The 25,301-nt window shown below is 51.8% G+C and carries 17 protein-coding genes and 1 pseudogene; 10 read left to right on the forward strand and 8 right to left on the reverse strand.

Annotated features, from left to right (window positions below; translation table 11 throughout):
- From VB712_RS13210 to VB712_RS13230, 5 genes and pseudogenes are all read right to left on the reverse strand, one after another.
- A pseudogene (locus tag VB712_RS13210) lies at window positions 1-322 on the reverse strand (hypothetical protein); the annotation flags it as partial.
- Between the two features lie 20 nt (window positions 323-342).
- Window positions 343-1,125, reverse strand: coding sequence for a biotin--[acetyl-CoA-carboxylase] ligase (locus VB712_RS13215; RefSeq protein WP_323255439.1), 783 nt, complete (start codon window positions 1,123-1,125; stop codon window positions 343-345).
- Window positions 1,125-3,107 carry a DUF4114 domain-containing protein gene (locus VB712_RS13220; RefSeq protein WP_323255441.1) on the reverse strand — a complete coding sequence of 661 codons (1,983 nt, stop codon included), beginning with the start codon at window positions 3,105-3,107 and terminating at the stop codon, window positions 1,125-1,127. Before VB712_RS13220 ends, VB712_RS13215 begins: the two co-directional genes overlap by 1 nt.
- 122 nt (window positions 3,108-3,229) lie before the next feature.
- Complete coding sequence (locus VB712_RS13225) at window positions 3,230-4,294, reverse strand: TIGR03032 family protein (protein ID WP_323255443.1); 1,065 nt, start codon at window positions 4,292-4,294, stop codon at window positions 3,230-3,232.
- 321 nt (window positions 4,295-4,615) lie between these two features.
- Window positions 4,616-6,334, reverse strand: coding sequence for a diflavin flavoprotein (locus VB712_RS13230; RefSeq protein WP_323255445.1), 1,719 nt, complete (start codon window positions 6,332-6,334; stop codon window positions 4,616-4,618).
- A gap of 349 nt (window positions 6,335-6,683) precedes the next feature.
- Between VB712_RS13230 and VB712_RS13235 the strand changes: the two genes are divergently transcribed.
- From VB712_RS13235 to VB712_RS13275, 9 genes are all read left to right on the forward strand, one after another.
- Window positions 6,684-11,195 carry a PAS domain S-box protein gene (locus tag VB712_RS13235; RefSeq protein ID WP_323255447.1) on the forward strand — a complete coding sequence of 1,504 codons (4,512 nt, stop codon included), beginning with the start codon at window positions 6,684-6,686 and terminating at the stop codon, window positions 11,193-11,195.
- 15 nt (window positions 11,196-11,210) lie between these two features.
- Complete coding sequence (locus VB712_RS13240; protein ID WP_323255449.1) at window positions 11,211-11,366, forward strand: hypothetical protein; 156 nt, start codon at window positions 11,211-11,213, stop codon at window positions 11,364-11,366.
- Window positions 11,367-11,588: 222 nt separating this feature from the next.
- Window positions 11,589-15,590, forward strand: coding sequence for a magnesium chelatase subunit H (locus VB712_RS13245; protein WP_323255451.1), 4,002 nt, complete (start codon window positions 11,589-11,591; stop codon window positions 15,588-15,590).
- 95 nt (window positions 15,591-15,685) lie between these two features.
- Window positions 15,686-16,252, forward strand: coding sequence for a Uma2 family endonuclease (locus VB712_RS13250; RefSeq protein ID WP_323255453.1), 567 nt, complete (start codon window positions 15,686-15,688; stop codon window positions 16,250-16,252).
- 66 nt (window positions 16,253-16,318) lie between these two features.
- Window positions 16,319-16,570, forward strand: a complete 252-nt coding sequence (locus VB712_RS13255) for a type II toxin-antitoxin system prevent-host-death family antitoxin (RefSeq protein WP_323255455.1) — start codon at window positions 16,319-16,321, stop codon at window positions 16,568-16,570.
- Complete coding sequence (locus VB712_RS13260) at window positions 16,567-16,821, forward strand: Txe/YoeB family addiction module toxin (protein ID WP_323255457.1); 255 nt, start codon at window positions 16,567-16,569, stop codon at window positions 16,819-16,821. Before VB712_RS13255 ends, VB712_RS13260 begins: the two co-directional genes overlap by 4 nt.
- Before the next feature lie 73 nt (window positions 16,822-16,894).
- Window positions 16,895-17,740, forward strand: coding sequence for a hypothetical protein (locus tag VB712_RS13265; RefSeq protein WP_323255459.1), 846 nt, complete (start codon window positions 16,895-16,897; stop codon window positions 17,738-17,740).
- Between the two features lie 37 nt (window positions 17,741-17,777).
- A complete protein-coding gene (locus VB712_RS13270; RefSeq protein ID WP_323255461.1) occupies window positions 17,778-18,032 on the forward strand; it encodes a hypothetical protein in 255 nt (84 codons plus the stop codon).
- Window positions 18,033-18,040: 8 nt separating this feature from the next.
- A complete protein-coding gene (locus tag VB712_RS13275; protein WP_323255463.1) occupies window positions 18,041-18,292 on the forward strand; it encodes a hypothetical protein in 252 nt (83 codons plus the stop codon).
- Window positions 18,293-18,566: 274 nt separating this feature from the next.
- Here VB712_RS13275 and tkt read toward each other — a convergent pair whose 3' ends face one another.
- A complete protein-coding gene (gene tkt / locus VB712_RS13280) occupies window positions 18,567-20,567 on the reverse strand; it encodes a transketolase (RefSeq protein WP_323255465.1) in 2,001 nt (666 codons plus the stop codon).
- A gap of 319 nt (window positions 20,568-20,886) precedes the next feature.
- Here tkt and VB712_RS13285 point away from each other — a divergent pair, with 319 nt between their 5' ends.
- The gene (locus VB712_RS13285; RefSeq protein WP_323255467.1) at window positions 20,887-21,483 is read left to right on the forward strand and encodes a hypothetical protein; all 597 of its coding nucleotides are present in this window, start codon (window positions 20,887-20,889) and stop codon (window positions 21,481-21,483) included.
- Window positions 21,484-21,599: 116 nt separating this feature from the next.
- Here VB712_RS13285 and VB712_RS13290 read toward each other — a convergent pair whose 3' ends face one another.
- Window positions 21,600-22,964, reverse strand: a complete 1,365-nt coding sequence (locus VB712_RS13290; RefSeq protein ID WP_323255469.1) for an FAD-binding oxidoreductase — start codon at window positions 22,962-22,964, stop codon at window positions 21,600-21,602.
- 55 nt (window positions 22,965-23,019) lie between these two features.
- Entirely contained in the window at window positions 23,020-25,098 is a 2,079-nt protein-coding gene (locus tag VB712_RS13295; RefSeq protein ID WP_323255471.1) for a PAS domain S-box protein, read from the reverse strand.
- Window positions 25,099-25,301: the final 203 nt, after the last annotated feature.

Below are 25,301 nucleotides of genomic sequence, written 5' to 3' on the forward strand. Positions count from 1 at the left end.
TTGCGACGGGGGGAGGTGGGGGCGCAACTTCAACCTTGGGGGGTTTAAGAACTTGATTGCTGCTAGGGGCGGGGGTGGGAGCGGGGGGCGGCGTTTGGGCGACGGGGGCGGGGGTACTCCCCAATGTGTCCACAAAGGCATCGGTTTGCGACCAAGCCAACCCACTGCTGAGTAAGCTTAAGCCACTCAACCACGTCACGCTCCGCAGCAGCAGGGAATTGCGGATTAATCCGTAGAGGGGACGGGGGTTGGGGCGCATGGCTTTTTTCTCCTTCACTTCAAAGAACAGACGATGACTGGGCTTGGCAACAATTCTTGACATTTTAAGCGATCGCTGAACCACTATGGCGATTCTTGAGGGGATAAATCGGGATAACTGACGGTGACGGCTCCGGGGGGGCAGATCAATTCTGTTTGTGTGCCTTGGCCCCGCAGGCGCACGCGCAGTTCACCTGTGGGGGTAATGCCGATGATCTCTCCGGTTGCGCCGGCCAGGGTTACAGATCGATGGCGACTTTCTAAAAGTTCCCAGTATTGGGGAAGGAATTGGGGGATCTGGGGGGTAGGCCATTGGATTAGTCCTTGTTGGATGGCGATCACAACGAGGGTGGCTAAGTGTTCAAGGCTGGGGAGGATATGGTTGGGGTGCGATGGGTACGTTTGCGCGGATTGCACATTAATTCCCCCAGGGGGAACGGGGTTGCTCCAGTTGATGCCGATGCCGATGACGAGGCGGTTTGTGCCGCTGCGTTGTTCGGTTTTGATTCCCCCTAGTTTGCGTCCTTCCAAGAGTAAATCGTTGGGCCATTTGAGGGTGATGGGGAGGTGGCGATCGCGCAGGGTGGAGGCGATCGCCCACCCCGCCACCAACGTCACGATCAGGGGGGGCAGATCCGGCGGCGGGATCGCCAAGGATAAATACAATCCCCCGATGGGAGATTGCCAAGTGCGGCCCCATTGGCCGCGGCCAGCGGTTTGTTGTTGAGCAATAATCGCAGTGGGCAATGTGGGGGCTTCCCAGGCGAGGCGATTGGTAGAATCGACGCAATCAAAACAGCAAAATTGGGGGCAAGGTTCCCCTCCCCCCAATTCTGTCCACAAGGTTTTTAAGCCTTGTTCATTCACTAGGCGAAATCCACCTGAACAATCAAATCGTTATAGTCAAAATCACCGCCCCCAAAGAGGTCTTCAAACCCGAAGGTATTATTCCCTAAAACCATGGCATGAACCTGGCCATCGGGGTTGGCATTTAGGAAGGGGAAGTAGGCTTGAATGCCACCGGATGCGTTATCAGGATTGCTACTTAAGAAGCTGTCAAATGTGCCGTTAACGATGATAAAGGGGGCGTATTTACCAGCCTCCAAAGTAACCCTCCCATCCCCGACAGATTGATTAGCTACCGAGAGACCAAAGCCAAGGCTTTGAGCGCTGCGAACAGCGGCTTGGGCATAGCCTGCACTACCGGGGAGCAGGGAACCAATTGCCCCCGTTAAGGCATCAGTCACGCGATAGAGGCCGATCTGATTTGTAAAGCTGGCTTCGCGATAGACCTTGAAACTACCGCTCGCTTCTTTTTCCAGTTCAAACACCGCTAAACCCTGGCTTTGAGCCACCCCAACCCCCAAGCCATTATTAGGGATTGGTCCAGTTTGGCTCAAGGTGATCGTTAAGTCGCCCAATTCAGGACGGGTGGATCTCAATTGGTATACCCCTGATCCACCGCTAATACTATCGAAGTTGACGACGGTAGTCCCCTGTTCCCCAAAAAGTTCAACGGAAATCGTGAACGTGGAGCCAGTTGTGAACTTGGAAGCAGCAAAATCAACGATAACTTTACCAGGAGGGGGAAAGCCATTGGGGATAAAACCACCGGGTAAAATGGAAAACAGCTTTTCTGAGTTTCCACCAACAACTATTTTAATATTGGCAATCTGACTGGCAGGTTTACCACTAATGGAAAACTCCAAATTATTACCCGTATTTTTTGCCCCTGTAAACCCAAATACAAATTGGTTCCCGTTAAAAACTAAAGGCCCTATCGGTGCTTCTGGAGTGGGCGGTCGCTCTAACCCAAAGAACGGAATAGAATTAATGCCACTGCCACCAACAAAGACCTCAGGCATCCTGTTACCATCAATGTCCACTTTACCATCAATGTCCACTAAGTAGGGAGCAGCAGAGCGGTTATTAACACTGCTCTCAACGCGAAAACCGTCAAAGGGGTTCTCCAAACCGAACCTCTCTTCAAACAATGGGACTTCGTTGCTACCTATATTTTTAAAAAAGCGGATAGTCCCATCTTGCTGACCTACAAGGGCATCAAAAACTGTATCTCCATCAATATTAGCAAAAGTAGGAACAAGTCGATTAGTCCCTCCATTTACGTCTGGAAATTCTACATCCCTAAAAGGATTGAGATTATCGTCAACTTTGGTGAATTGAAGTTGACCATTTGCGTCACGTTCGCCAGTGTAATAATCGATCCTATTGTAGTGACCAACAAAGAGATGATACCCACCATCTCCTTCAATTTCTACGAACCGAGGAACCGCATAACCACTCTCAGGAAAGCGAGGAACTGGAAGAATGCCAAAAACGTCATCCCCTTCAACTACTGGATTAAGAAAAAGATCATCATCCCCGCCAACGCCACCATCACCTAGATCTCTAAATGTTGATCTTGTTGGCGTTTGTTCAAATGGCTTACCATCACCTAGATTCTCAAAGTAATGAATATCACCATTGCCATCACCGACTATCAGATCTGGTAAATCATCCCCATTAAAGTCAACAAAATCGGCTGCAACTCCAATGTTTGTCCTTATGATCTGACCACCAACTAGTGACGTTTTATTCAACCTGAATGTCAATTCACGAAAGGGACTCGTGTCCGCTGGAATATGCTCGAAGCTGACATTCCCTGGTGTGCTTGTATTGCGGAAGTAATGGAGTGTCCCCGATTGATTACCAACGACTGCATCAAGTCTGCCAGGCTCTAATAAATCAACAAAAGTAACATTGACAATGTTGCTGATGTCAATACCTTGAGCAGCATCTTGAAGAATAATTGGATCTGGTGTTTGGGGAATTCGCGATACTTGAGTCATGGCTAGAGCGGGGGTGAACGGCTGGGCAATGGATCAGGGTGTGGGGGAAATTCTTTATCTAAAAAATAACAGGTGGATGGAGGAATGCGTAGCTCCTGGCAGAGATTTTAAGGTTCGGGGGGTTAGGATTTGCCTTGAGGGGTGGGGCCGATGGTGACGAACTTGCAGATTTCGTCGTTCATGAACCCTAGAGCCATGGGGCGGATCACGCCGGGGAGGACTTGGACATCGTATAGCTCCGTGATAATTCCCTCCAATTGTACCCAATGATCTATGTTGCCCGTTTTGAGGTCAATAACCATCAACCCACAAATGGCTTGGGTATTTTTTGCCGCTAACTGGTCATCGAGGGGCAGACCCGAAAACGTATGCTCGCCCCTTGGCTTCGATACTCCCACGATCGCCCACTGTTTGTAAAACGCCAAACCGCGCAAATATCCCGGACAAAAGGCGATCGCCTCAAATTTATGCCAAATCGGATCCACATAGCCAAACTCCCCCGTCCCCGAATTCAACACCCAGAGGCGATCGCGATACCACCGGGGGGAATGGGGCATGGAGAGATCCCCCAAAATCACCTCCCGCGTCTTCACCTCAATCACACACCCCCCCTTATGCCGCTCCTGCCGCCACCCCGCCGCCACATCAGAACGACTCACCGCCGTCACATAATTGGGCTGTCCCTGATCAAACGCCACCCCATTGAGATGACAACGATCCTCCGGAGCCAGCTTAGAAATAAACGCCGGTTGCCACAACGGGACAAAACTGTAATGGTTGCTCACCGTCCCCAGACAACTGTAGAGCGTATTCACAAAAATCACCCGCTGATTCCGCGTCAGCCCCACATCATGAACATCCAGATCCCCCGTCGTATAGGCCACCCGTGGCACATAGAGCTTATCGTAGCCGTTGTAATCCTCCCCCGGCTCTAGGGCATTGTCCAACTGCCAAAGCTGATAACGACAGCCCAAATAGAGCCGCTCCGGTGTGGCGTGTAACCCCATGGGGCGATCGAATAGCCGCTCAAAAATCGACAGCGTTTGATCCGGCTTCAGTCCGAGGAAAAACAGCCGATTGGTTTGGTAGGTGGTAAAGGCGAAACTGAGTCTTTCCTGAGCCAGCCAGGGGATGAACTGGCGGGAACAGGTGAAAGCAAGGGGCGGATTGGGGGTAGCGGCGTTCATAGCAGTTTCTTCAGTGGAGCGGGATCCCCCCTGCCCCCCTTAAAAAGGGGGGTTTTGTCTTTTAGCCCCCTTATTAAGGGGGCCGGCGTAGCCGGGGGGATCATGGGCATTAAGGAGAATCGGGATCCCCCCTGCCCCCCTTAAAAAGGGGGGTTTTGTCTTTTAGCCCCCTTTTTAAGGGGGCCGGCGTAGCCGGGGGGATCATGGGCATTAAGGAGAATCGGGATCCCCCCTGCCCCCCTTAAAAAGGGGGGTTTTGTCTTTTAGCCCCCTTATTAAGGGGGCCGGCGTAGCCGGGGGGATCATGGGCATTGTGTTCAGTTAATAGTAACTGCCGGTTTTGCGGTGGTGGACAGCGGTGAGGCCGGTTTCATTGAGGACTTTCCCCGTATCGGCGATCGCATAAATCAACCAATGATCCCCACATTCCAGCCGCTTCTCCACCCGACATTCTAAATAGGCCAAAGCCTCGGTTAAGATTAACCCACCTTGACCGGGTTCTGTGGGAATGTCCGCAAAGCGATCTTCCCCAGGGGCATAGTTTTTAATAAATTGCTTATACAGCGGGTTGCCCTCCGGCAAAATATTGAGGACAAAGCGATCGCCCCCATGGGTGAAATTCTCAATGGCCCGCTCCTTGGCTACGGCGATCGTTAAACCGGGGGGCGAAAACGAAGCTTGCGACACCCAAGAAGCCAACATCGCACTATTCACCTCCTCCCGCGCCACCGTCACCACACAAAGCGACCCCACCAGCCGCCCCACCGCCTGCTCCAGCCGCGCCGCTTGGGAATCGGTCACAGAGCCTTTTGGTTGCCGCTGCTTCGCTTGCCGCTTCAGGGTTTGGGCGAAATCCGTCCCCGCTTCTTCACAATATTTAATGATTTGATCCGTGGGCGTGAACTTGACCCGGATCGGCTCAAAGCCAAAGCGATAGCCCCCATCCCGGAATTTTTGCTCCAAGAGATCAATGGCCTCACCACTCCAACCGTAGGAGCCGAACACCCCCGCCAACTTCGTCTGATCCGCCGTGGCTAACACGATCCCCAAGGCGGTTTGTACCTGAGTGGGGGCATGGCCCCCCAATGTGGGGGAACCCATAATGAACCCCCCCGCATTTTCCACCGCTTTCTTAATCGTTTCTGCATCGGTGAATTCGCAGTTAATCGCCTCCACCGCAACCCCGGCTTTCGTGATGCCACGGGCGATCGCCTGGGCCACCGTCGCCGTATTCCCATAGGCGGAAGCATAGATCAACGCCACCCGGTTCGCCTTATTTTTCTGCTCCGTTAACCAGGTGTGATAGGACTGCACCAATTCCGTTAAGCCGTAGCGGATTAGGGGGCCATGGCCCGGAGCGTAGAGAGGGGCATCGTAGGGGGCGAGTTTTTCTAAAGCCGTCGTGATCTGATTGGCATGGGGAGCCATCAGACAATCGAAATAGTAACGACGATCTTCGCTGTAGACCTGCCAACCCTCATCAAAGGTTTGGTCGCCGCAAACGTGCGCCCCAAAGAGCTTATCGGTGTAGAGGATGCGCGTGGCGGGATCGTAGGTGCAGAGGTGATCCGACCAGCGGGGGCTAGGGGTGGGGATGAATTGTAAAACATGGCCCTGGCCCAAATCGAGGGTTTCTTCGTTTTTAATTACCCGGCAATTGATCGAGAGTTCTGGGAGAATTTTCGCCAGGGCGATCGCCGCCGGATTCGAGCAAACAACAGTGACTTGGGGATTAATCGTCAGAATTTTCTCAAGAGTTTTCGCCCGGTTGGGGTTGATATGCCCCAGAATCACATAATCCAAATTTTTTAAATTCCAGCGGGCGGTGACAGCAGCAAGGAAAATTTCACTAAAGGATTCCCCAGGGGGATCAAGTAAAGCGGTGCGATCGCCCTCGATCCAATAACTATTAGCCGTCGTTCCCTTGCGTAAAGCATATTCAATTTCAAACTTAAGGCGATCCCAAGTGCGCGATCGCACCACTAAGGTTTGCAGCGCAATGGGGAGAACTTGAACATCACGGGGTTTAACGTCAGACATAGGAGTAGAGGGGTAGGGAGCTACCCTTCAGTTTAAGGGACAGGCTGAACCTGTTCTGCGCCCCTCTCCCAAGTCGTGATTTTCCTTGGGAGAATTAAAAAGAGTTAAGCTATGATGACATAAAGATTTTGCCGCATCGGGCCGAGGCATTTGGTCGCCCAGATCAATGATCAGACTATCCCGAAGCCGATTGTTAACGGTTGTATCTACAGTACAGGGTTTTTCAGCATCCACCCCATCCTGTCGTTAGATCACCATGTCAGGCTTTGAATTCAGCAACTACCACCCCCCGGAATTTCCAATTCCCTGCTCCAGGCTCCCCGTTCCTCCCATCCAGGATCACAGTGATATGACCATCCCTACACCTAGGGCCACGGCCGCCCCCACCGCTGATCCGGTTGCCGTCGGCATTGGCTACGGCTGGGGAGATTTGGATTGTAAACTAACGGCGGCGCTGACGGCGGCCACGGAATTGGCGATCGCCCATCTCAACGCCCAAGGCGGCCTCTGCGGCCGAACCCTTCAGGCCCAATTAGAACCGGGAAGAGATTGCGCCACAATTTTCGGATGGAGCCAAAGTCACGGGCCCAACACAACCGCCCTAGGCAAAACCCTCCTGTGGGAACCCCTGACCCCGGCCCAATTCACTCCCAATCCCCAGGTTTTTTATACCGGCCCCTGCCTGAACCAAACCGTTCAATTGGTGGTGGATTGGTATCGGCAACAGCCCCCCCAACGGGTTTTCCTATTGGGGTCGCCAGCGGAAAAATCCCAACAACTGCGCGAGCTTTTGAGCCGTGATTTGGCCGCCCTAGGCATCGAAATTGTTGGCGAAATGGAGATCAAGCAGAATTACAACCGGCTGATGGCCGCCGTCACGGAGACCGCAGCGGATCGGCTGATTGACACCCGCATCCTTGGGCAAGCTGCTCTTTTAGCGGCCATCACCCAAGCCGGCCACACCGCCACCACCTTCCCGATCCTCTTCCTCCACCTCACCCGGGAAGACTACCCCCTTGCCGCCGGCCACCTCCTCGCCACCCACTACAACCCCGAAGGCTCTACCCCAGAAAATCAAGCCTTCCGCCGGGATTGGCCCTTAGAAATTGCCCCCGGCACAGCGGCGGCCACCGCCTATACACAGGTGTTCCTTTGGGCCCAAGCCGTAGCATTGGCCCAATCCTTTGACCCCGATGCGGTGCGTACCGCAGCCTATGGCCAAAGCTTCACTGGCCCCCAAGGTTTGCTCCAAATTCACCCCAATCATCATCTCAGTTGGGGAGGGGCGATCGCCCGCTGCACCGCCACAGGAGAACTGGAAACCCTCTGGCAAGCGACTCAACCGATCTCGCCCTTACCGGGTCAACACCTGGCCAATGAGGCAACGGAAAACAGCCCCCTGCTCACGCAAATCACCCAAGAGCGTCTCCACCGCCAACGGCTCCAGGATACGCTCCGGGACTATGGTTTGGAGTTACGGACGCTGTTTACGGCTCTGACGGAAACGGTATTGATTACCGATATCTATGGCTGTATTTTGCGCATTTTGCCCACCCGTGGCCCTTTGCATATCAATGGCGATCGCATTGGCCAAGGCATTATCACCATCTTCCCCGTTGAGATTCTCCCCCACCTCCACGAACACCTCCAAGCAGCCTGCCGTAACCAGTCCCGCCAACAATACGAATACCAAGAAACCGAAGGCGGTCGCTGGTTTGCCATTGATTTTGCCCCGATTGTGGATCGCGAGCAGGTGATTTGGGTGATTCGCGATATCACCGAGCAGAAGCTCATGGAATTGGAGCGGCGGGCTTCCCTCGATGAATTGCGTCAACAGTTTGCCGAACGCACCAAAGCCCTAATTGCTGCTAATGATCAATTGGTGGGGGAAATTGTCGAGCGGCAACAGGCAGAAACGGCACTGCAAGCGGTGCTTGATGCTGTGCCGGGGATTGTCTCCTGGATTAGTGCCGATCTGCGCTATTTGGGCGTGAACCGCCATTTAGCGGCGATGTTTGGCCTCGAACCCCAGGAATTTGTCGGCAAGGGGATTGGTTTCCTCAATGCCAGTGATGAATTTATGGGGTTTGTGCGGGACTTTTTCGAGAGCGATCGCACCGAAGATTTTCAAGAAATTGTCGCTCAGGTCGAAGGTCGCCAACGCCATTACCTGATTGTCATGCAGAAGTATGATCAGGGGCGGGGTGCGTTCAGTGTTGGCATTGACATCACCGAACGCATTGAGGCGGAAAGTGGGTTAGCCCGCTCGAAGGAGCAACTGCAAGCGGTGCTCGAAGCCGTGCCGGGGATTGTCTCTTGGATCAGTGCCGATCTCCATTACATGGGCGTGAACCGCCACTTAGCCCGCACCTTTGGCCTCGCTCCCGCTGATTTCGTGGGCCAACCCATTGGTTTCCTGCAAGCCAGCAGTGATTTTAATACTTTTGTACGAGAGTTTTTTGCTTCTCCTGCTCAGGATGATTTCCGGGAAGTGGAGGCCATTGTTGAAGGGGAAACCCGCAATTATTTGATTGCTGCCCAGAAATACGACAACGGCCAAGCAGCCTTTACCGTCGGCATTGATGTGACGGAACGCCAACGGGCCATTGAAGATTTAGCCCGCTCCAAGGATCAACTGCAAGCAGTGCTCGAAGCTGTGCCGGGGATCGTTTCTTGGATTGGCGCTGATCTGCGCTATATGGGCGTAAACCGTCAACTCGCCCGCACATTCAACCGCGAACCAGAGGAGTTTGTCGGCCAAGATATTGGTTTCCTCCAGGCCAGCAGTGATTTCAATACCTTTGTAAAAGAGTTTTTCGCATCTCCCGCCCAGGATGATTTCCGGGAAGTGGAGGCGATCGTTAAAGGAGAGCCGCGCAACTATTTGATTGCTTCCCAGAAGTACGACGATGGCAAGGCGGCCTTTGCGGTGGGTGTAGATGTTACGGAGCGACAGCAGGCCCTGAAGGCGTTGCAACGGGCCGAAGAAAAGTACCGGATGATTTTTGAAAATGCCGTCGAGGGGATTTTTCAAACCACACCGGAGGGCCGTTATCTCAGTGCTAACCCTGCTTTGGCTCGTATCTACGGCTACAATAGCCCCGAGGATTTGGTTAATCAGTTAACCAATGTGGAGGCGGATCTCTACGTTGACCCCAAACAGCGACAGGTTTTTGTTGAGGCTCTGACGCGGGACGGTAAAATTGTCGGGTTTGAGGCGCAGATTCGGCGGCGCGATCGCGCCATTCGCTGGATTTCCGAAAATGCCCGCGCTGTCTACGATGATGACGGCACAATCCTCTATTACGAGGGGACGGTGGAGGATATCACCGACCGTAAACAGGCGGAAATGACGCTATTAGAACTCAATGAAGAGTTAGAAAGTCGCGTCCAACAGCGCACCGCTGAATTACAACAATTAAATATGCAGTTGATCATGGAAATTGGTCAGCGGGAAAGGATTGAATCGGCATTACGCACCTCTGAGGCGGAGTTGCGGGCGTTGTTTGCGGCGATGACGGATATTATCACCGTCTTTAACCATGAGGGCCGCTATGAAAAGATCGTCAGCACCAATTCTGAACTGCTCTACACCCCGGAAGAGGAGTTACTCGGCCGTTCCATTCAGGAGATCTTACCCTCGGAGCAAGCGGCGCTGTTTCTTGAACATATTCAGCGGGCATTAGAAGAAGATCAGATTATTAATCTGGAATATAGTTTGCCGGTTAACGGTGAAGACGTTTGGTTTGCGGCCACGATTTCCCCCCTGCCCGATCGCTGTGTGATGTGGGTGGCGCGGAATATTACGGAGCGACGCAAGGTGTTAGATGCACTCTCTAAAGCAGAGGCGAAATATCGCAGTATTTTTGAAAATGCAGCGGAGGGGATTTTCCAAACCACCACCGATGGTCGTTATATCAGTGCAAATCCAGCTTTAGTCAGAATGTATGGCTATGATTCTTTTGCAGAGATGGCCGCCCGGATTCAAAATATTGATGAGCAGGTTTATGTGGAGCAGGGGCTACGGCAACAGTTCCGGGAGCAGTTGGAGCGCAATGGGGTCATGACGGGGTTTAAGGCTCAGGTGCGCCGCAAGGATGGCTCGCTGATTTGGACTTCGGAAAATGCCCGATTGGTCTGTGATCATGAGGGTCAACCTCTGTATTACGAGGGGACAGTGGCGGATATCACCAAGCAGAAGGCCGCTGAAGATGCCTTGCAGTTGGAACAGCAGCGGTCGGAGGCGTTGTTATTGAATGTTTTGCCAAAGGCGATCGCCGAGCGGCTGAAAAGGGAAGAGCGGGCGATCGCCGAACGTTATGATCAAGTCACGATCCTCTTTGCCGATATTGTTGACTTCACCTCGTTATCGGCGCAAATTTCCCCGACGGAGTTAGTGGAGCAGTTAAATGATATCTTTTCCGCCTTTGATCAATTGGCGGAATGGTACAACCTGGAGAAAATTAAAACCATCGGGGATGCCTACATGGTAGCGGGGGGGATTACGGCAACAACCGCTAACCATGCCCCAGCCATGGCAGATATGGCCCTAGATATGCAGTTAGCCATGACCCAATTCCGCCAGAGCGACGGCCAACCCTATCGCCTCCGGATGGGCATCCACACCGGGCCAGCGGTGGGCGGTGTGATTGGCATTAAGAAATTCATCTATGACCTGTGGGGCGATACCGTCAATGTGGCTTCACGGATGGAGGCCCAAGGGATTGCAGACATGATCCAAGTCACCGAGGCCACCTATCAGTTAATTCATGAGCAATTTTTCCTCGAAAATCGGGGGGAAATCTTAGTCAAGGGTCGGGGGTTGATGAATACCTACTGGCTACGGGGGCGGCGGGGGTGAATGGAAGGATGAAGGATGAAGGATGAAGGGGAAAGTGCGATCTGTCTGTTGCCCATTCCTATTCTCTCCATTGAGTTAAACCCGACAGGCTGTAGGGGCGTTGGCGTAAGCCTGCCGGAGGCACAAAAATTTTTCGCCCTCCCCCTAGACAGCGGGATTGTGATGGGATGACCAGGTTTGGCGAGCGAATACTCAGCCCATTGTCAAGTTTTATGACAAAAACGTTAATTTTGTTTATCAAATTGTGTCAAAGTCTCCCCCTATCGGGTAGAAGGTCAACATTTTTTGATACAACCTAACACTGAGTATCCAAAACAAAGCATTGATGGCGGGCCAGGCTTACCCACGGAACATCCCCCATCATCATCCACAGAGAGAGGAGACAGCCTATCTATGTTCACCCACGTCAAGTCCACCATTCGCAGCATTACGCCGGACGCGCAGGACAGTCGTTCCCTTGTTAAGGTGGTCTATGTCGTGCTAGAACCTCAGTACCAAAGCACGCTGACCGCTGCGATCAATTCCATCAACAAGAATAACCCCCATGTGGCCATTCAGGTGAGTGGCTACCTGATTGAGGAGTTACGCAGCCCGGAAAACTACGAAGCGTTTCAGCGGGATGTGGCCAATGCCAATATATTCATTGCCTCGCTGATTTTCATTGAGGATTTAGCGGATAAGGTCGTTGCCGCTGTCCAGCCCCATTGGGAAAATCTTGATGTTTCCATCGTCTTCCCCTCCATGCCCCAGGTGATGCGCCTCAATAAGATGGGCAAGTTTACGATGGAGAATTTGGGGCAGTCGAAGGGGGCGATCGCCCAATTCATGAAAAACCGTAAAAAGCAGTCTGGGTCTTCGTTTCAAGACAGTATGCTCAAACTGCTGCGGACGCTGCCGAAGGTGTTGAAATATCTGCCCATTGACCGCGCCCAGGATGCCCGTAACTTCATGCTCAGTTTTCAATACTGGCTGGGGGGTTCGGCGGATAATTTAGAAAATTTCCTGTTGATGTTGGCGGATAAATATGTCGTCAAACAAGAAGGGTTTAGCTATGCCGATCCGGTGGTCTATCCCGATATGGGCATTTGGCATCCCCTCGCCCCGAAGATGTTCGAGAATGCCCATGAATATTGGCAGTGGTTTAACGAGCGGGACGATATTACCGAGGATCTCCGCGATCCCCTTGCCCCCTGTGTGGGGTTGGTGTTGCAGCGTACCCATTTAGTCACTGGGGATGATGCCCATTATGTGGCGATGGTGCAGGAATTGGAGGCGACTGGGGCGCGGGTGATGGCGGTGTTTTCCGGCGGGTTGGATTTTGCCAAGCCCGTGGATGAATATTTTTGGGATAAGCGGATTCAAGGGGTAGAGCCGACCCCCTATATTGATGTGGTGGTTTCCCTCACAGGATTTGCCCTCGTGGGTGGCCCGGCGCGGCAGGATCACCCCAAGGCGATCGATTCCCTCAAACGGTTGAACCGCCCCTATATGGTGGCTCTGCCCCTCGTGTTCCAAACGACGGAGGAATGGGAAGAGAGCGAATTAGGTTTACACCCGATCCAAGTGGCGTTACAGATTGCGATTCCGGAATTGGATGGGGCGATCGAGCCGATTATTCTTTCCGGGCGGGATGGGGCCACGGGTCGGGCCATTGCGTTACAAGACCGGGTGGAGGCGATCGCCGGTCGGGCCCTCAAATGGGCCAACCTGCGCAAAAAACCGAAACTGAATAAAAAGGTAGCAATCACCGTCTTCAGTTTCCCCCCCGATAAAGGGAATGTGGGAACGGCGGCCTATCTCGATGTGTTCGGCTCCATCTACGAAGTAATGCGGGCCTTACAAAACAACGGTTACGACATCGACGAACTGCCGGAATCCCCCGAAGCCCTGATGAATGCGGTGATCCACGATGCCCAAGCCCAACTGGCCAGCCCAGAGCTAAACGTGGCCTATAAAATGTCCGTCCCCGAATACGAGCGGCTCACCCCCTACCACGAAAAACTCCACGAAAATTGGGGCGAAGCACCGGGCCACCTCAACACCGACGGTCAAAATATGCTGATCTACGGCAAACATTTTGGCAACCTCTTCATTGGGGTTCAGCCCACGTTTGGCTATGAAGGCGACCCGATGCGCCTACTGTTTTCTCGTTCCGCCAGCCCCCACCATGGTTTTGCCGCCTACTACACCTATTTAGAAAAAGTGTGGCAAGCGGATGCGGTGTTACATTTCGGCACCCATGGCTCGTTGGAATTCATGCCCGGTAAACAAATGGGGATGTCGGATAATTGCTATCCCGATAGCTTAATCGGCTCGATTCCCAACCTCTACTACTACGCCGCCAACAACCCCAGCGAAGCCACCATCGCCAAGCGCCGCAGCTACGCCGAAACCATCAGCTACCTCACCCCCCCCGCTGAAAATGCCGGGTTATACAAAGGGTTAAAGGAATTGAGCGAGTTGATCGGCTCCTATCAAAGCTTGAAGGAAGGGGGCCGGGGGATTCAAATCGCCCTCACCATTGCCGATCAAAGTATCCTGCTCAATTTGGATAAGGATATTCCTGAATTAGCCGACCCCGATGCGCTCAAGGCCAAATTACAGGAGCCAGAAGCCGGAGAAACGCGGGATAATTTCATTGGTTCGGTGTATCGTCGCCTGATGGAAATTGAATCGCGCCTCTTGCCCTGCGGCCTCCATGTGATTGGCAAACCCCCCACAGCGGAAGAAGCGGTGGCCACTTTGGTGAATATTGCCAGTTTGGATCGGGAAGAGGATGGGTTAAAGAGTTTGATGCGGATCATTGCCGAAAGCATTGGCCGCAATATGGAGGAGGTTTATCGGAATAGCGATCGCGGCATCCTTACCGATGTCAACCTCTTGCAAGACATCACCACCGCCACCCGCGCCGCCGTAGGAGCCTTGGTCAAAGCCCAAATCGATAATGATGGCCGGGTTTCGATGCTCTCGAAGTTGAACTTCTTCAACCTGGGCAAAAAAGCACCCTGGGTGGAATCCCTCCATCAATCCGGCTATGCCAACGTCAGCGAAAGCGACCTCAAACCCCTGTTTGAATATCTGGAATTCTGCTTAGAGCAGATTTGTGCGGATAACGAATTGGGGGCATTGCTCAAGGCCCTAGAAGGGGAATATGTCCTTCCTGGCCCTGGCGGCGACCCGATCCGCAACCCCCTCGTTTTACCCACCGGCAAAAATATCCACGCCCTCGATCCCCAATCGATCCCCACCCTGGCGGCAATTCAATCGGCAAAAATCGTCGTCGATCGCCTCCTCGAACGCCAACGCCTCGACAACGGCGGCAATTATCCCGAAACCATCGCCTGTGTCCTCTGGGGAACCGACAACATCAAAACCTACGGCGAATCCCTGGCGCAAATCCTCTGGATGGTGGGGGCGAAACCCGTCCCCGATGCCCTGGGCCGGGTGAATAAGTTGGAATTGCTCTCCTTAGAAGAGTTGGGCCGTCCCCGCGTTGATGTGGTGGTGAACTGCTCCGGTGTGTTCCGGGATCTATTTATTAACCAAATGGCGTTATTGGATCAAGCGGTGAAGATGGCCGCCGAAGCTGATGAACCCTTGGAAATGAATTTTGTCCGCAAGCACGCCCTAGAGCAGGCGGCAGAAATGGGAATTAATTTGCGCCAAGCCGCTACCCGTATCTTCTCCAATGCCTCCGGTTCTTATTCGAGCAACATCAATTTAGCGGTGGAAAATAGCTCTTGGGAAGAGGAAAAAGAATTGCAAGATATGTATCTCAATCGCAAATCTTTTTCCTTCAATTCCGACAATCCGGGGATTATGGATGAAAGCCGCGAGGTGTTTGAAGCGGCGTTAAAAACCGCTGATGTCACATTCCAAAACCTCGATTCTTCAGAAATCAGCCTCACGGATGTGTCCCATTATTTCGACTCTGACCCCACAAAAGTGGTGGCCAGTTTGCGGGATGATGGCAAGAAACCGGCGGCCTATATTGCGGATACCACGACGGCTAACGCCCAGGTGCGATCGCTCTCCGAAACCGTCCGCCTCGATGCCCGCACGAAGATGCTCAACCCGAAATGGTATGAGGGGATGCTCTCCCACGGCTATGAAGGGGTGCGGGAACTTTCTAAGCGGCTGGTGAATACAATGGGCTGGTCAGCCACAGCGGACGCGGTGGACAATTGGGTCTACGAGGACACAAATAGCACGTTTATCAAAGACCCGGAAATGTGCAAGCGTCTGATGGATCTCAATCCCAATTCGTTCCGCCGGATGGTGGGGACGTTGTTGGAGGTGAATGGTCGCGGCTATTGGGAAACCTCGGAGGAGAACATTGAGCGCCTCCAGGAGCTTTACCAAGAGGTGGAAGACCGCATCGAAGGGGTGGAGTAAGGTTTAATGCCAAAACCTTAGGTCAAGAAAGGGATGCTTTGGCATCCCTTTCTTGATGTGCTAGATTGAAATTCTCAATGTTGAGGCTTGAGAGCATGACCAATGTACTCACTCAAAAATTAACGCTAGCAGAATTTTTAGAGCGACCCGATCTTGAAGAGTCCCCTGCTTGGGAATATGTGGCGGGTCATATTGTCCAAAAGCCAATGCCAAAATTTCGACATTCCCTTTTGCAGAAGCGATTACTGAGTGCGATCGATGATCCCCTAGGTCACTATCTAGCATTGCCTGAGTTGCGTTGTACCTTTGGCAATCGCTCCATCGTTCCTGATGTGGTCGTGATTGCATTAGAACGGATTCAACTCAATGATTTAGGGGAACCGCAGGATAGCTTTACCCAAGCACCGGACTGGGCGATCGAAATTCTCTCCCCGGATCAGAGTACGAATCGAGTCATCGATAATCTTTTGCATTGTCTCAATCATGGGTCTCGATTGGGCTGGCTGGTTGATCCTCACGATTATTCTGTGCTGATCTTAAATACCCAACAAGAAATCAAGATCTGTCGGGCAGAGCAATCCCTTCCTGTTCTCCCTGAGATTAATGTGGAACTTACGGCACAGGATGTTTTCGGTTGGCTAAAATTGGGTAAAAACGGTTAGTTTTTAAAGGTTGATTGCGTTAGCATAATGGGCAGATGATGATCCCTATTGACGGTTAACGGTCTAATGGAACAAATTACTGATCAAGCACTCAATGCTAATTTAGCAGCAACCTTGGATAAGGTTTGTGAGAGTCATAGGGCGATCGCCATTACTCGGCCTAATGGTAGAGCGGTGGTGATGCTTTCGCAGGAAGAGTATGAATCTTTAACGGAAACGGCCTATTTATTCCGCAGTCCTACCAATGCTCGGCGATTACTCGATTCTATTGCAGAACTAGAATCGGGCGGAGGCAAAGAACGGGAGTTGATCGAGTGACGCTGATTTTTTCTGAAAATGCGTGGGCAGATTATTTATATTGGCAGGAGTGCGATCGTAAAATTCTCAAGCGGATCAATGCCCTGATCAAAGATATTCAGCGACACCCTTTTACGGGGATTGGGAAACCAGAACCCCTCAAACATGGCTTTTCTGGGTATTGGTCACGGCGAATCACAGACGAACATCGTATCGTTTACAAAGTTGAAAATAATTCGATCCAAATTGCCCAGCTTCGTTATCACTACTGATGTTCAAAGCGTGCTTATGGATTGAATTGTACAGACTTAACTATAAACTCAAAAAATTAACGAGGTAAAAATTATGCCCAGGAATTCCAAATTTGAAGGCATGATCCTAAATCTTGCCGATATTTATAACCCAGAACAACAACTACGTGAACTAAAATGTAAATTAAAGTACGGCGTTACGTTCAACAGCTTTATGAATGATCCTTCGTCAATTGTTTGTTATCCAATCTCTAGACGAATTTTTTCAATTGAGCGCATTATCGTCAAGGTTGAACACCGAGATCATAAAAACCCTTCATACTGTCCTAATCCTGTGGACTACTGCTATTCCAGGGCAGCCGATCGCAAGATGTCGGTTGCCAAGTGGATTGACACAAGGTTTAACAAATGTTTTCCGCACCTTAAAGCTACTGTCGTAAGTCTTGAGATAAACGATCAAGATATCAGTTACCAATACAAACAAGTTTCCCAAGGTATTCAGTTATCTGAAGTAGAGCGAAAAAGGGAATGGATATCTTCTATATATGGGGGATTTGAAGAGGAGGCATGGATACCTCGTTGGTGTGCATATTTTGCAGATCTAAATGTAACACTTTCATTTTCAAGAGATAAATCCGACCCTGAACGAACTCAGCAAGCTATAACCGCGATTCAAAAAGAGCTAGAAAATCATAATATATCAAATGAAATTGAAAAAGTATTTCACAAAGTTAATGGTAAAATTCATTTACCCAGGGTTGTCTTGACCGGTGCTCAATGTACTCAACTCGAAAACTATTTTAGTGAATTAGCCGAAAAACATGGTGGACAAAGTTCGTTCTCCTGGGAAGCTGACCAATTCTTACATGAACCATTTAATGCCAAGAATGTTGGAACTGATGCTGAAGACTTGAAACAAATCCTTGGAGAATCTCATTAAACTCATAGACAACTTAAAAATACCCAATTAAAACAATATGACTCCTAAAGAACAACTTGTGCATGAACTTGAAACAGCACCCGAAACTCTAATTAGTGAATTATTGGTTTTTCTGCGTTTGGCGAAGATGAGACATTACAGCCAAACAGAACAGCCCTTATGGGGATTCATTGAGGAATTAGTTGCCGATATTCCCCCAAGCGTTCTAGATACATTACCCAGTGATGGTGCAGTGGAACATGACCACTACATCTATGAAACGCCTAAACCGCTTAAACAAGGTTTCGTGTAGGTAATGGAATGGAAAAAAGTAGTAAATTTATCCTGATTTTATTGAGCCTGTTGGGCCTGTACTTCCTGGGCTATGTTTATGCTCGGCTGTTTGTTTTTCACGCGGTAGAGCGCTACTTAGGGGCAGAAGGCAAAGCCTATCCCAGACAGGACTATATTACGAAAAGGGATCAGCCGGCGGGAGAAGGATGGGAATATCAGTTGTTTTTGCCCGCGATCAAACTTGAAGAAAGCATCGTTAATTATTTTCATAATCGGTAAGTTGTCTTACCCATTCCGGTTCTTCAGAAAACAGGGTGAAATTGACTCGATTGAATACCAAATCTGCATAGGGGCGAAAAATTTTTCGCCCCTACATCAAGGGTTTCAATGTTGAATAAATTTAGCGGATCACCTTAAACTTTGAAGCCCCCCCATGGGGCGATCGCCCCTGATCACAAAAAAACAGCAAGGCTACAATGGTGATCGTTTACTCCCATTGTTAACCTTGCCAATCTGTGAGGGTGGATGCCCACCCCACAAGACTAGGGAATCCCTAGAGGGCGTTGGCTTGAGCCACCACGTTATCTACAGTGAAGCCGTATTTTTCCATGATCGTCTCGCCAGGAGCCGATGCACCGTAGCCATCCGTACCGATGGACGCGCCCGCACTGCCTACATAGCGGGCCCAACCGAAGGTTGTACCGGCTTCCACAGACAGCCGTTTCGTCACTGCTTTCGGCAGAACCGATTCCTTGTACTCATCGCTCTGCTCTTCAAACAACGTCCAGCAGGGCATTGACACAACCCGCACCTTCTTCCCTTGGCTGGTGAGTTTTTCCGCTGCTTCCACACAGAGGCCCACTTCCGAACCCGTGGCCAAGAGGATTAGATCCGGCGTACCGTCGCAGTCGTTGAGCACATAGGCTCCCTTCGCCACTGCATCCGCGCTGGAGTTCACCAGATTCGGTACACCTTGACGGGTGAGGGCTAAGGCGCTGGGGCGTTGGCGGCTGGTGATCGCCACCTTGTAAGCACCGGAGCATTCCCGACCATCGGCGGGGCGGAACGTTAAGAGGTTGGGGATAATCCGCAGGGAGGCGATGGTTTCCACGGGTTGGTGGGTGGGGCCATCTTCACCGAGGGCAATAGAGTCATGGGTGAGAATGTAGATCACCCCGGCTTGGGAAAGGGCAGAAAGGCGCAGCGCCCCCCGCAGGTAGTCGGCAAACACCAAGAACGTCGCGCAGTAGGGGATTAACCCGGAACCATGGAGCGCAATCCCATTACAAATTGCCGCCATGCCATGCTCCCGCACCCCAAACCGGAGGTTACGGTTTTCATAACTGCCCTTTTGGAAGTTGCCGGAGCATTTCAATTCCGTCAGGTTGGAATGGGTCAAGTCCGCCGAGCCGCCGATTAATTCTGGCAGGTGGGGGGCGATCGCATTCAACGTGATTTCCGAATGCTTCCGAGTCGCCAGGACTTTATCTTCCGGGCTGGGGTTGGGGAGGTCTTTGTCCCAACCACTGGGCAGTTCACCACTGAGGAGCCGTTCAAATTCAGCGGCTTCGCTGGCATATTGGGCTTTGTATTGGGCCAATTGGGCTTCCCATTCTGCTTGGTAGCTTGCACCCCGCTCGATCGCCTTGCGGCAATGGGCTAAGGCATCGGCGGGAACTTCAAATTCCCCATAGGTCCAACCGAGATTTTCGCGGGTCAGCTTCACTTCATCGGGGCCGAGGGCAGCACCATGAACGCCAGCGGTATCGGCTTTGTTGGGGGAGCCGTAGCCGATGGTGGTGGTGACTTTAATTAAAGTGGGCTTGTCGGTGACGGATTTGGCGGTTTCAATGGCGCGGGCGATCGCCTCTAAATCCGTATTGCCGTTTTCCACATGGAGCGTATGCCAACCATAGGCTTCAAACCGAGCGCAAACATCTTCGGTAAAGGCAATATCCGTGGAGCCATCAATGGAAATGTGGTTATCGTCATAGAGGGCGATCAGTTTCCCTAAACCCCAGTGACCCGCCAAGGAGCAAGCTTCCCCAGAAATCCCTTCCATGTTGCAGCCATCGCCGAGGATGACATAGGTGTAGTGGTCAACAATGGTGGCATCGGGCTTGTTGAATTTGGCGGCCAAGTGGGCCTCAGCAGCCGCTAAACCTACCCCATTACAAATCCCTTGACCCAAGGGGCCGGTGGTGACTTCCACACCCAAGGTTTCAAAATTTTCCGGGTGGCCCGGGGTTTTAGAACCCCATTGGCGGAACTGTTTCAGATCATCGATGGTCACGCTGTCATAGCCCATCAGGTGCAGTAGGGCATATTGCAACATACAGCCATGACCGGCAGAGAGCACGAAGCGATCGCGGTTAAACCAGTGGGGGTTTTTCGGGTTGTAGCGCATGAAGCGATCCCAGAGCACAAAGGCCATGGGAGCCGCCCCCATTGGTAGGCCAGGGTGGCCAGAGTTCGCTTTTTGCACCGCATCAATGGCTAAAAAGCGAATGGAATTAATGCAAAGTTCTTCGAGGGATTGACTAGCAACAACCATATTTAATCTGACGATAGGTGGGAATAAAACAACGGATGCACAAAGCCAGTATTCTGGCTCAAGCATTTCGGAAGGCGATCGCCGCCGTGCCACCCCCTATCATCCCATCTAGGGATCGCTCTCGCAAGAGTGAATTCTAATTCTTCCCTCCCCCTTGGGCGGCCCGATGGTCGTCTTGGATCTGCCCCCCATGGCTGAGGATGACCACCGGCAAAGGGGGAGCGATCGCCACTTTTTCCAATTCAGCTCAGATTTTGCTGAATTTTGTAAAGAGAGCGCGTATGCTATGGAATATTTCCCGAGCCACCTAGGAGGCTTCATGCTTCAGACCCCCTTAACCTTGACGTTTAAACTCTTTGCCCTCGCCCCGCAAATTTCCGTCACCGATGCCCAGGATCAACTGGTGCTTTACGTTAAGCAAAAGCTATTCAAGCTTAAAGAAGATATTAAAGTCTGTAGCGATCGCAGTCAAACTCAGCAACTGTACTCGATTAAAGCGGATCGCATCATCGACTTTTCCGCCGCCTATCGATTCACCAATGCTCAAAACCAAGCCCTCGGTTCCGTCAAACGGAGAGGACTGCGCTCCATCTGGCGGGCCCACTACGATATTTTTGGCCCCGATCAAACGGAAACCCCCCTGTACACGATCCGCGAAGAAAACCCTTGGGTGAAGGTACTCGATGGCCTCCTGTGCGAGGTTCCCATTGTCAACTTCTTTACCGGGTTTATCCTCAACCCTGTTTATCTCGTCGAAAACCCCGAAAAAACCGTCGTGATGCGCCTCTCAAAAATCCCCACCTTCCTCTCGCGCAAATTCACCGTCAAACAGATGGATCAATTGGATGACAATCGCCAAATCACCATTGTTCTCAGTTTGTTGATGATGGTGCTCTTAGAGCGCGGCCGTGGTTAATGATTAATGAAAGGTTAAGGGCTGACCCCATCAACCTGTAGGGGCGAAAAATCTTTCGCCCCATCGCAAATCCCATCAACCTGTAGGGGCGAAAACGCTTTCGCCCCATCTCAAATTCAAACACGGCTCCCCGTCGGGTATTTTTCAAACCAAGCCCGCATTTTGCCAGGATTCAGCAACCCTCGCGGATCGACAAATTCCTTAAACGCCAGTTGCACCGGATCAATCACTTTGCGGCCCCCATCTTCGAGAATATAGGTGTGGGGGTTGGCGATCGCACAGCCCGCCGCCTCATGGAGGGCAATAATCTCATCGAGCCGCTCCGGTGTGGTGTAGCGCACCAACTGTAACCCGGCAGGCATCACTCGACCCTCCCCCCGCAGAAACTCCAAATGGATCATCACTTCATCGCCAAACTCCTTCTCCATCGCCAACACCCGCTCCACCGTGAAATAGAAGGTCTGTAAATAAGTGATAGTGGGATCAACGGCGCGGGCGTGGAGGGTGGTGTGGTTCCAGGTAAATTCCGCCAAACTGATCCCTTTTTGGGCTTCTAGGGCGGATTTTTCATAGGTAATCCTGCCCCCAAATTCCTGAACCAGTTCCCGGAATAACTCAAGGGAAGACTCCGCAATCATCACCAGGGCGCAGGCTTGGCCCTTGGGTAAATAATCCTGTAGGGCCGTTAAATACGGACATACTGACGGCGCACAAACGGTGATCAATTTTTTCATGAGGCCATCCGTCTCCCCTAAGACTTGGCCAAAGTTTGCCACTGTCGCCAGATCGGGAAACGTGATTATCAGTTCTGCCCAATCATAGGCAGGGGCGAGGGGCAATTCCAAACGGGTAATAATCCCATTCGTGCCATAGGCATGGTTAACCTGTTGCACCGCATCCCCCCGCAGTTCTAGCACCTGGGGGTAATTTTCGAGGGTAACGACCCGTACCGCGTTGAGATTGCCGCGATCGCGCAGTTGCCCATAGGTAATCGAACCGATCCCCCCACTGCCGCCGCCAAAAAAGCCGCCAACGGTCGCAGTGCGATAGGTGGAGGGATACATCCGCCATTCCCACCCCTCAGGGCGGGCCTGTTTATCAAAGTTGGCCAATCGCACCCCCGGATCCACCGACGCAACACCCTGACGAATCCAATGGATCTGATTGAGTTTGGTTAAATCGAGGACAATGCCCCCCTTGAGCGGCACACATTGCCCATAGTTCCCCGTTCCGGCTCCCCGCACCGTGAGGGGAATCTGGTAACGAGTGCAAACCTGGGCTACTCGCAAGACATCCACCTCACTGGTGGGCCGCACCACCAAATCCGCCCGCTTATCCGCCAATTGGGCCGCGAGGATGGGGCTGAAATGGTAGTAGTCCTGGGAAAGTTTGGTGAGTTGATTGGGATCAGTAATTTGTTCAATTCCTGAGAGGGCGGCGATCGCCCGCTCCCAAGGAATCTCAGCGGCAAAGGCAGTCATGGAGGTGTTGTTGAAATTTTTCCCATTGTAGCGAGCCAAGGGGGTTGCGCATTGCTCATTTCAGACGGCGGGCCGGAGGATGACAGGGAATTTCAATCACAAATTCCGTCCCTTCCTTGAGGGTTGATTGACAGGTAAGGCGGCCATGATGGCGTTCGGTGATGATTTGGTAACTAATCGACAGGCCCAGCCCTGTACCTTTCCCCACCGGCTTCGTCGTGAAGAAGGGATCAAATAAACGGGACTGCACTTTGGTACTAATGCCCGGGCCATTGTCGGCAATGCGGATCACAATCCAATGATCCTCAATCCGGTGTTCAGTGGTAATTTTGATCCAACTGGGGTGGGCTTGGCAGTCGGCGGGCGATCGCCCCTGATCCCGCTCATGGAGGGCATCAATGGCATTGCTGAGAATATTCATAAACACCTGATTGAGTTGACCGCCATAGCAATCCACCAGAGGCAACGGCTCATAGTTACGGGTAATCCGAATTTCTGGGTGATTCGCCGCTGGCTTGATTTGATTTTTGAGGATCAACAATGTGCTTTCAATGCCTTCTAGGAGATCCACGGGCTTCACCCCCATTTCATCCATCCGCGAAAACACTTTCAAGGATTGAACAATTTCCCGAATCCGCACCGTGCCTAAGGTCATCGACTTCATCAACTTCGGGAGATCGGCTTGAATAAACTCAATATCACTGCTGTCCAATTGCGTTTGAATCGGGGCCACGGGTTCCGGGTAATGGGTTTGATAGAGCCTGAGGAGGGCGAGGAGTTCCTCGGTGTAGTCATTCAGGTAGGCCAAGTTGCCATGGATGAAATTAACCGGATTGTTAATTTCATGGGCCACCCCCGCCACCAATTGCCCCAAACTGGACATTTTTTCCGTCTGGATCAATTGAGTTTGCGTGTTTTGGAGCTTGTGGAGCATTTTGCGGAGGTTTTCCGCTTGGCGTTTGAGCTTTGCCTCGGAACGTTGGCGATCGCGAATATCCCGACTCATGATCGCTAGCCCCAAAGGTTCCCCCGTATCGGGGCTGTGGATGATGAAAACCGTCAAATCCACCGGAATCGCCACCCCGGTTTGGAAATGACGGAACCGAAATTCTCCCTGCCAAGTCCCGGTCTGCATCACGGTGGCCATCACCACCTGTTGATAGGCAGCACGGTCTTCCGGGAAAATCAGATCGCTGAGATGGTGGGTTTTTGCGGTAGCTTCATCGGGCAACCCCACCAGAGCTAAACCCGCTTCATTGAGAAATAAAATATCCCCTTCTTTATGGGCCACACCGATCAGATCCGCACTGTTTTCCACCAACGTCGCTAAACGTTGCCGCTCTTCGCGAATTTTTTTGGTCTGGGTAATATCGGTGGTAATCCCTAAAAACCCAATCACTTCCCCTACCTCATTGCGGATCACATCCGCCCGGAGCAAACATTGCATCAATCGCCCTTGACAGGAGCGCTGTTCAACTTCCCCAATCCACGATCGCCCCTGTTTGAGCGTTATCAAAATTTCCCCATAGATCAGGGGATCGGCAAATAAAACCCCTAGCCCTCCCTCCCGGTTGAGGGCCTCCACCGTCGGACAGGCAAACAGGCGGCAAAAGGCGGCATTTTGATAGATGTGCCGACCTTGAGCATTGGTGATACTAATGGCATGGGTACTACTTTCGACGGCGTATTTGTAGCTGAGGAGTGCGGTTTCCGTGGCTTGCTTCGCCGCTAAAAGTTTTAATTCGTCTTCTTTCGTGGGGGTGATATCCATGAGCAGACCATCCCAGAGAATATCGCCGTTGGGCAATAACTCCGGCCGGGAAGCGCCGGAAATCCAGAGGATGCGACCATTGGGTAAGACCATCCGGCCTTGCCAATGCCAGGGTTCTAAGGTTGCTTCTGATTTGGCGATCGCCGCTGTAAAACTGGCGTAGTCTTCTTGAGCAATACAACGGATTAACACCTGGGCATTCTCTTGAATACTGGTAGCGCTTAGTCCTAAAAGCTGCTCACAACTGGTGCTAATAAAGGGAAAGCGAACCGTGCCATCGGTAGATTTAAGAAATTGATACACAACACCGGGAATATGGGCCGCAATCCGCTGTAATGGGTTAGACAGAGGAGGAGTGGACACAAAAGCAGAGGTCACTGATTGGACTGAAGGACGCATGGTAAAAAAGGTTTATCAAAAAAGGCGTTTTAAAATTTAGATCTAGATCAATTTGATCACTTCCTTGACCGTGGGTTGACGGAGAATAATAATAACCCGATGGCAAGCAAGGGGATCTTCCCTCCTAAATCAGCAGGATTTTTGTGATCTTGTCTCTTTTTTCCAAA

This window comes from Spirulina sp. CCNP1310, from assembly GCF_034932185.1.
Lineage (GTDB): Bacteria > Cyanobacteriota > Cyanobacteriia > Cyanobacteriales > Spirulinaceae > Spirulina.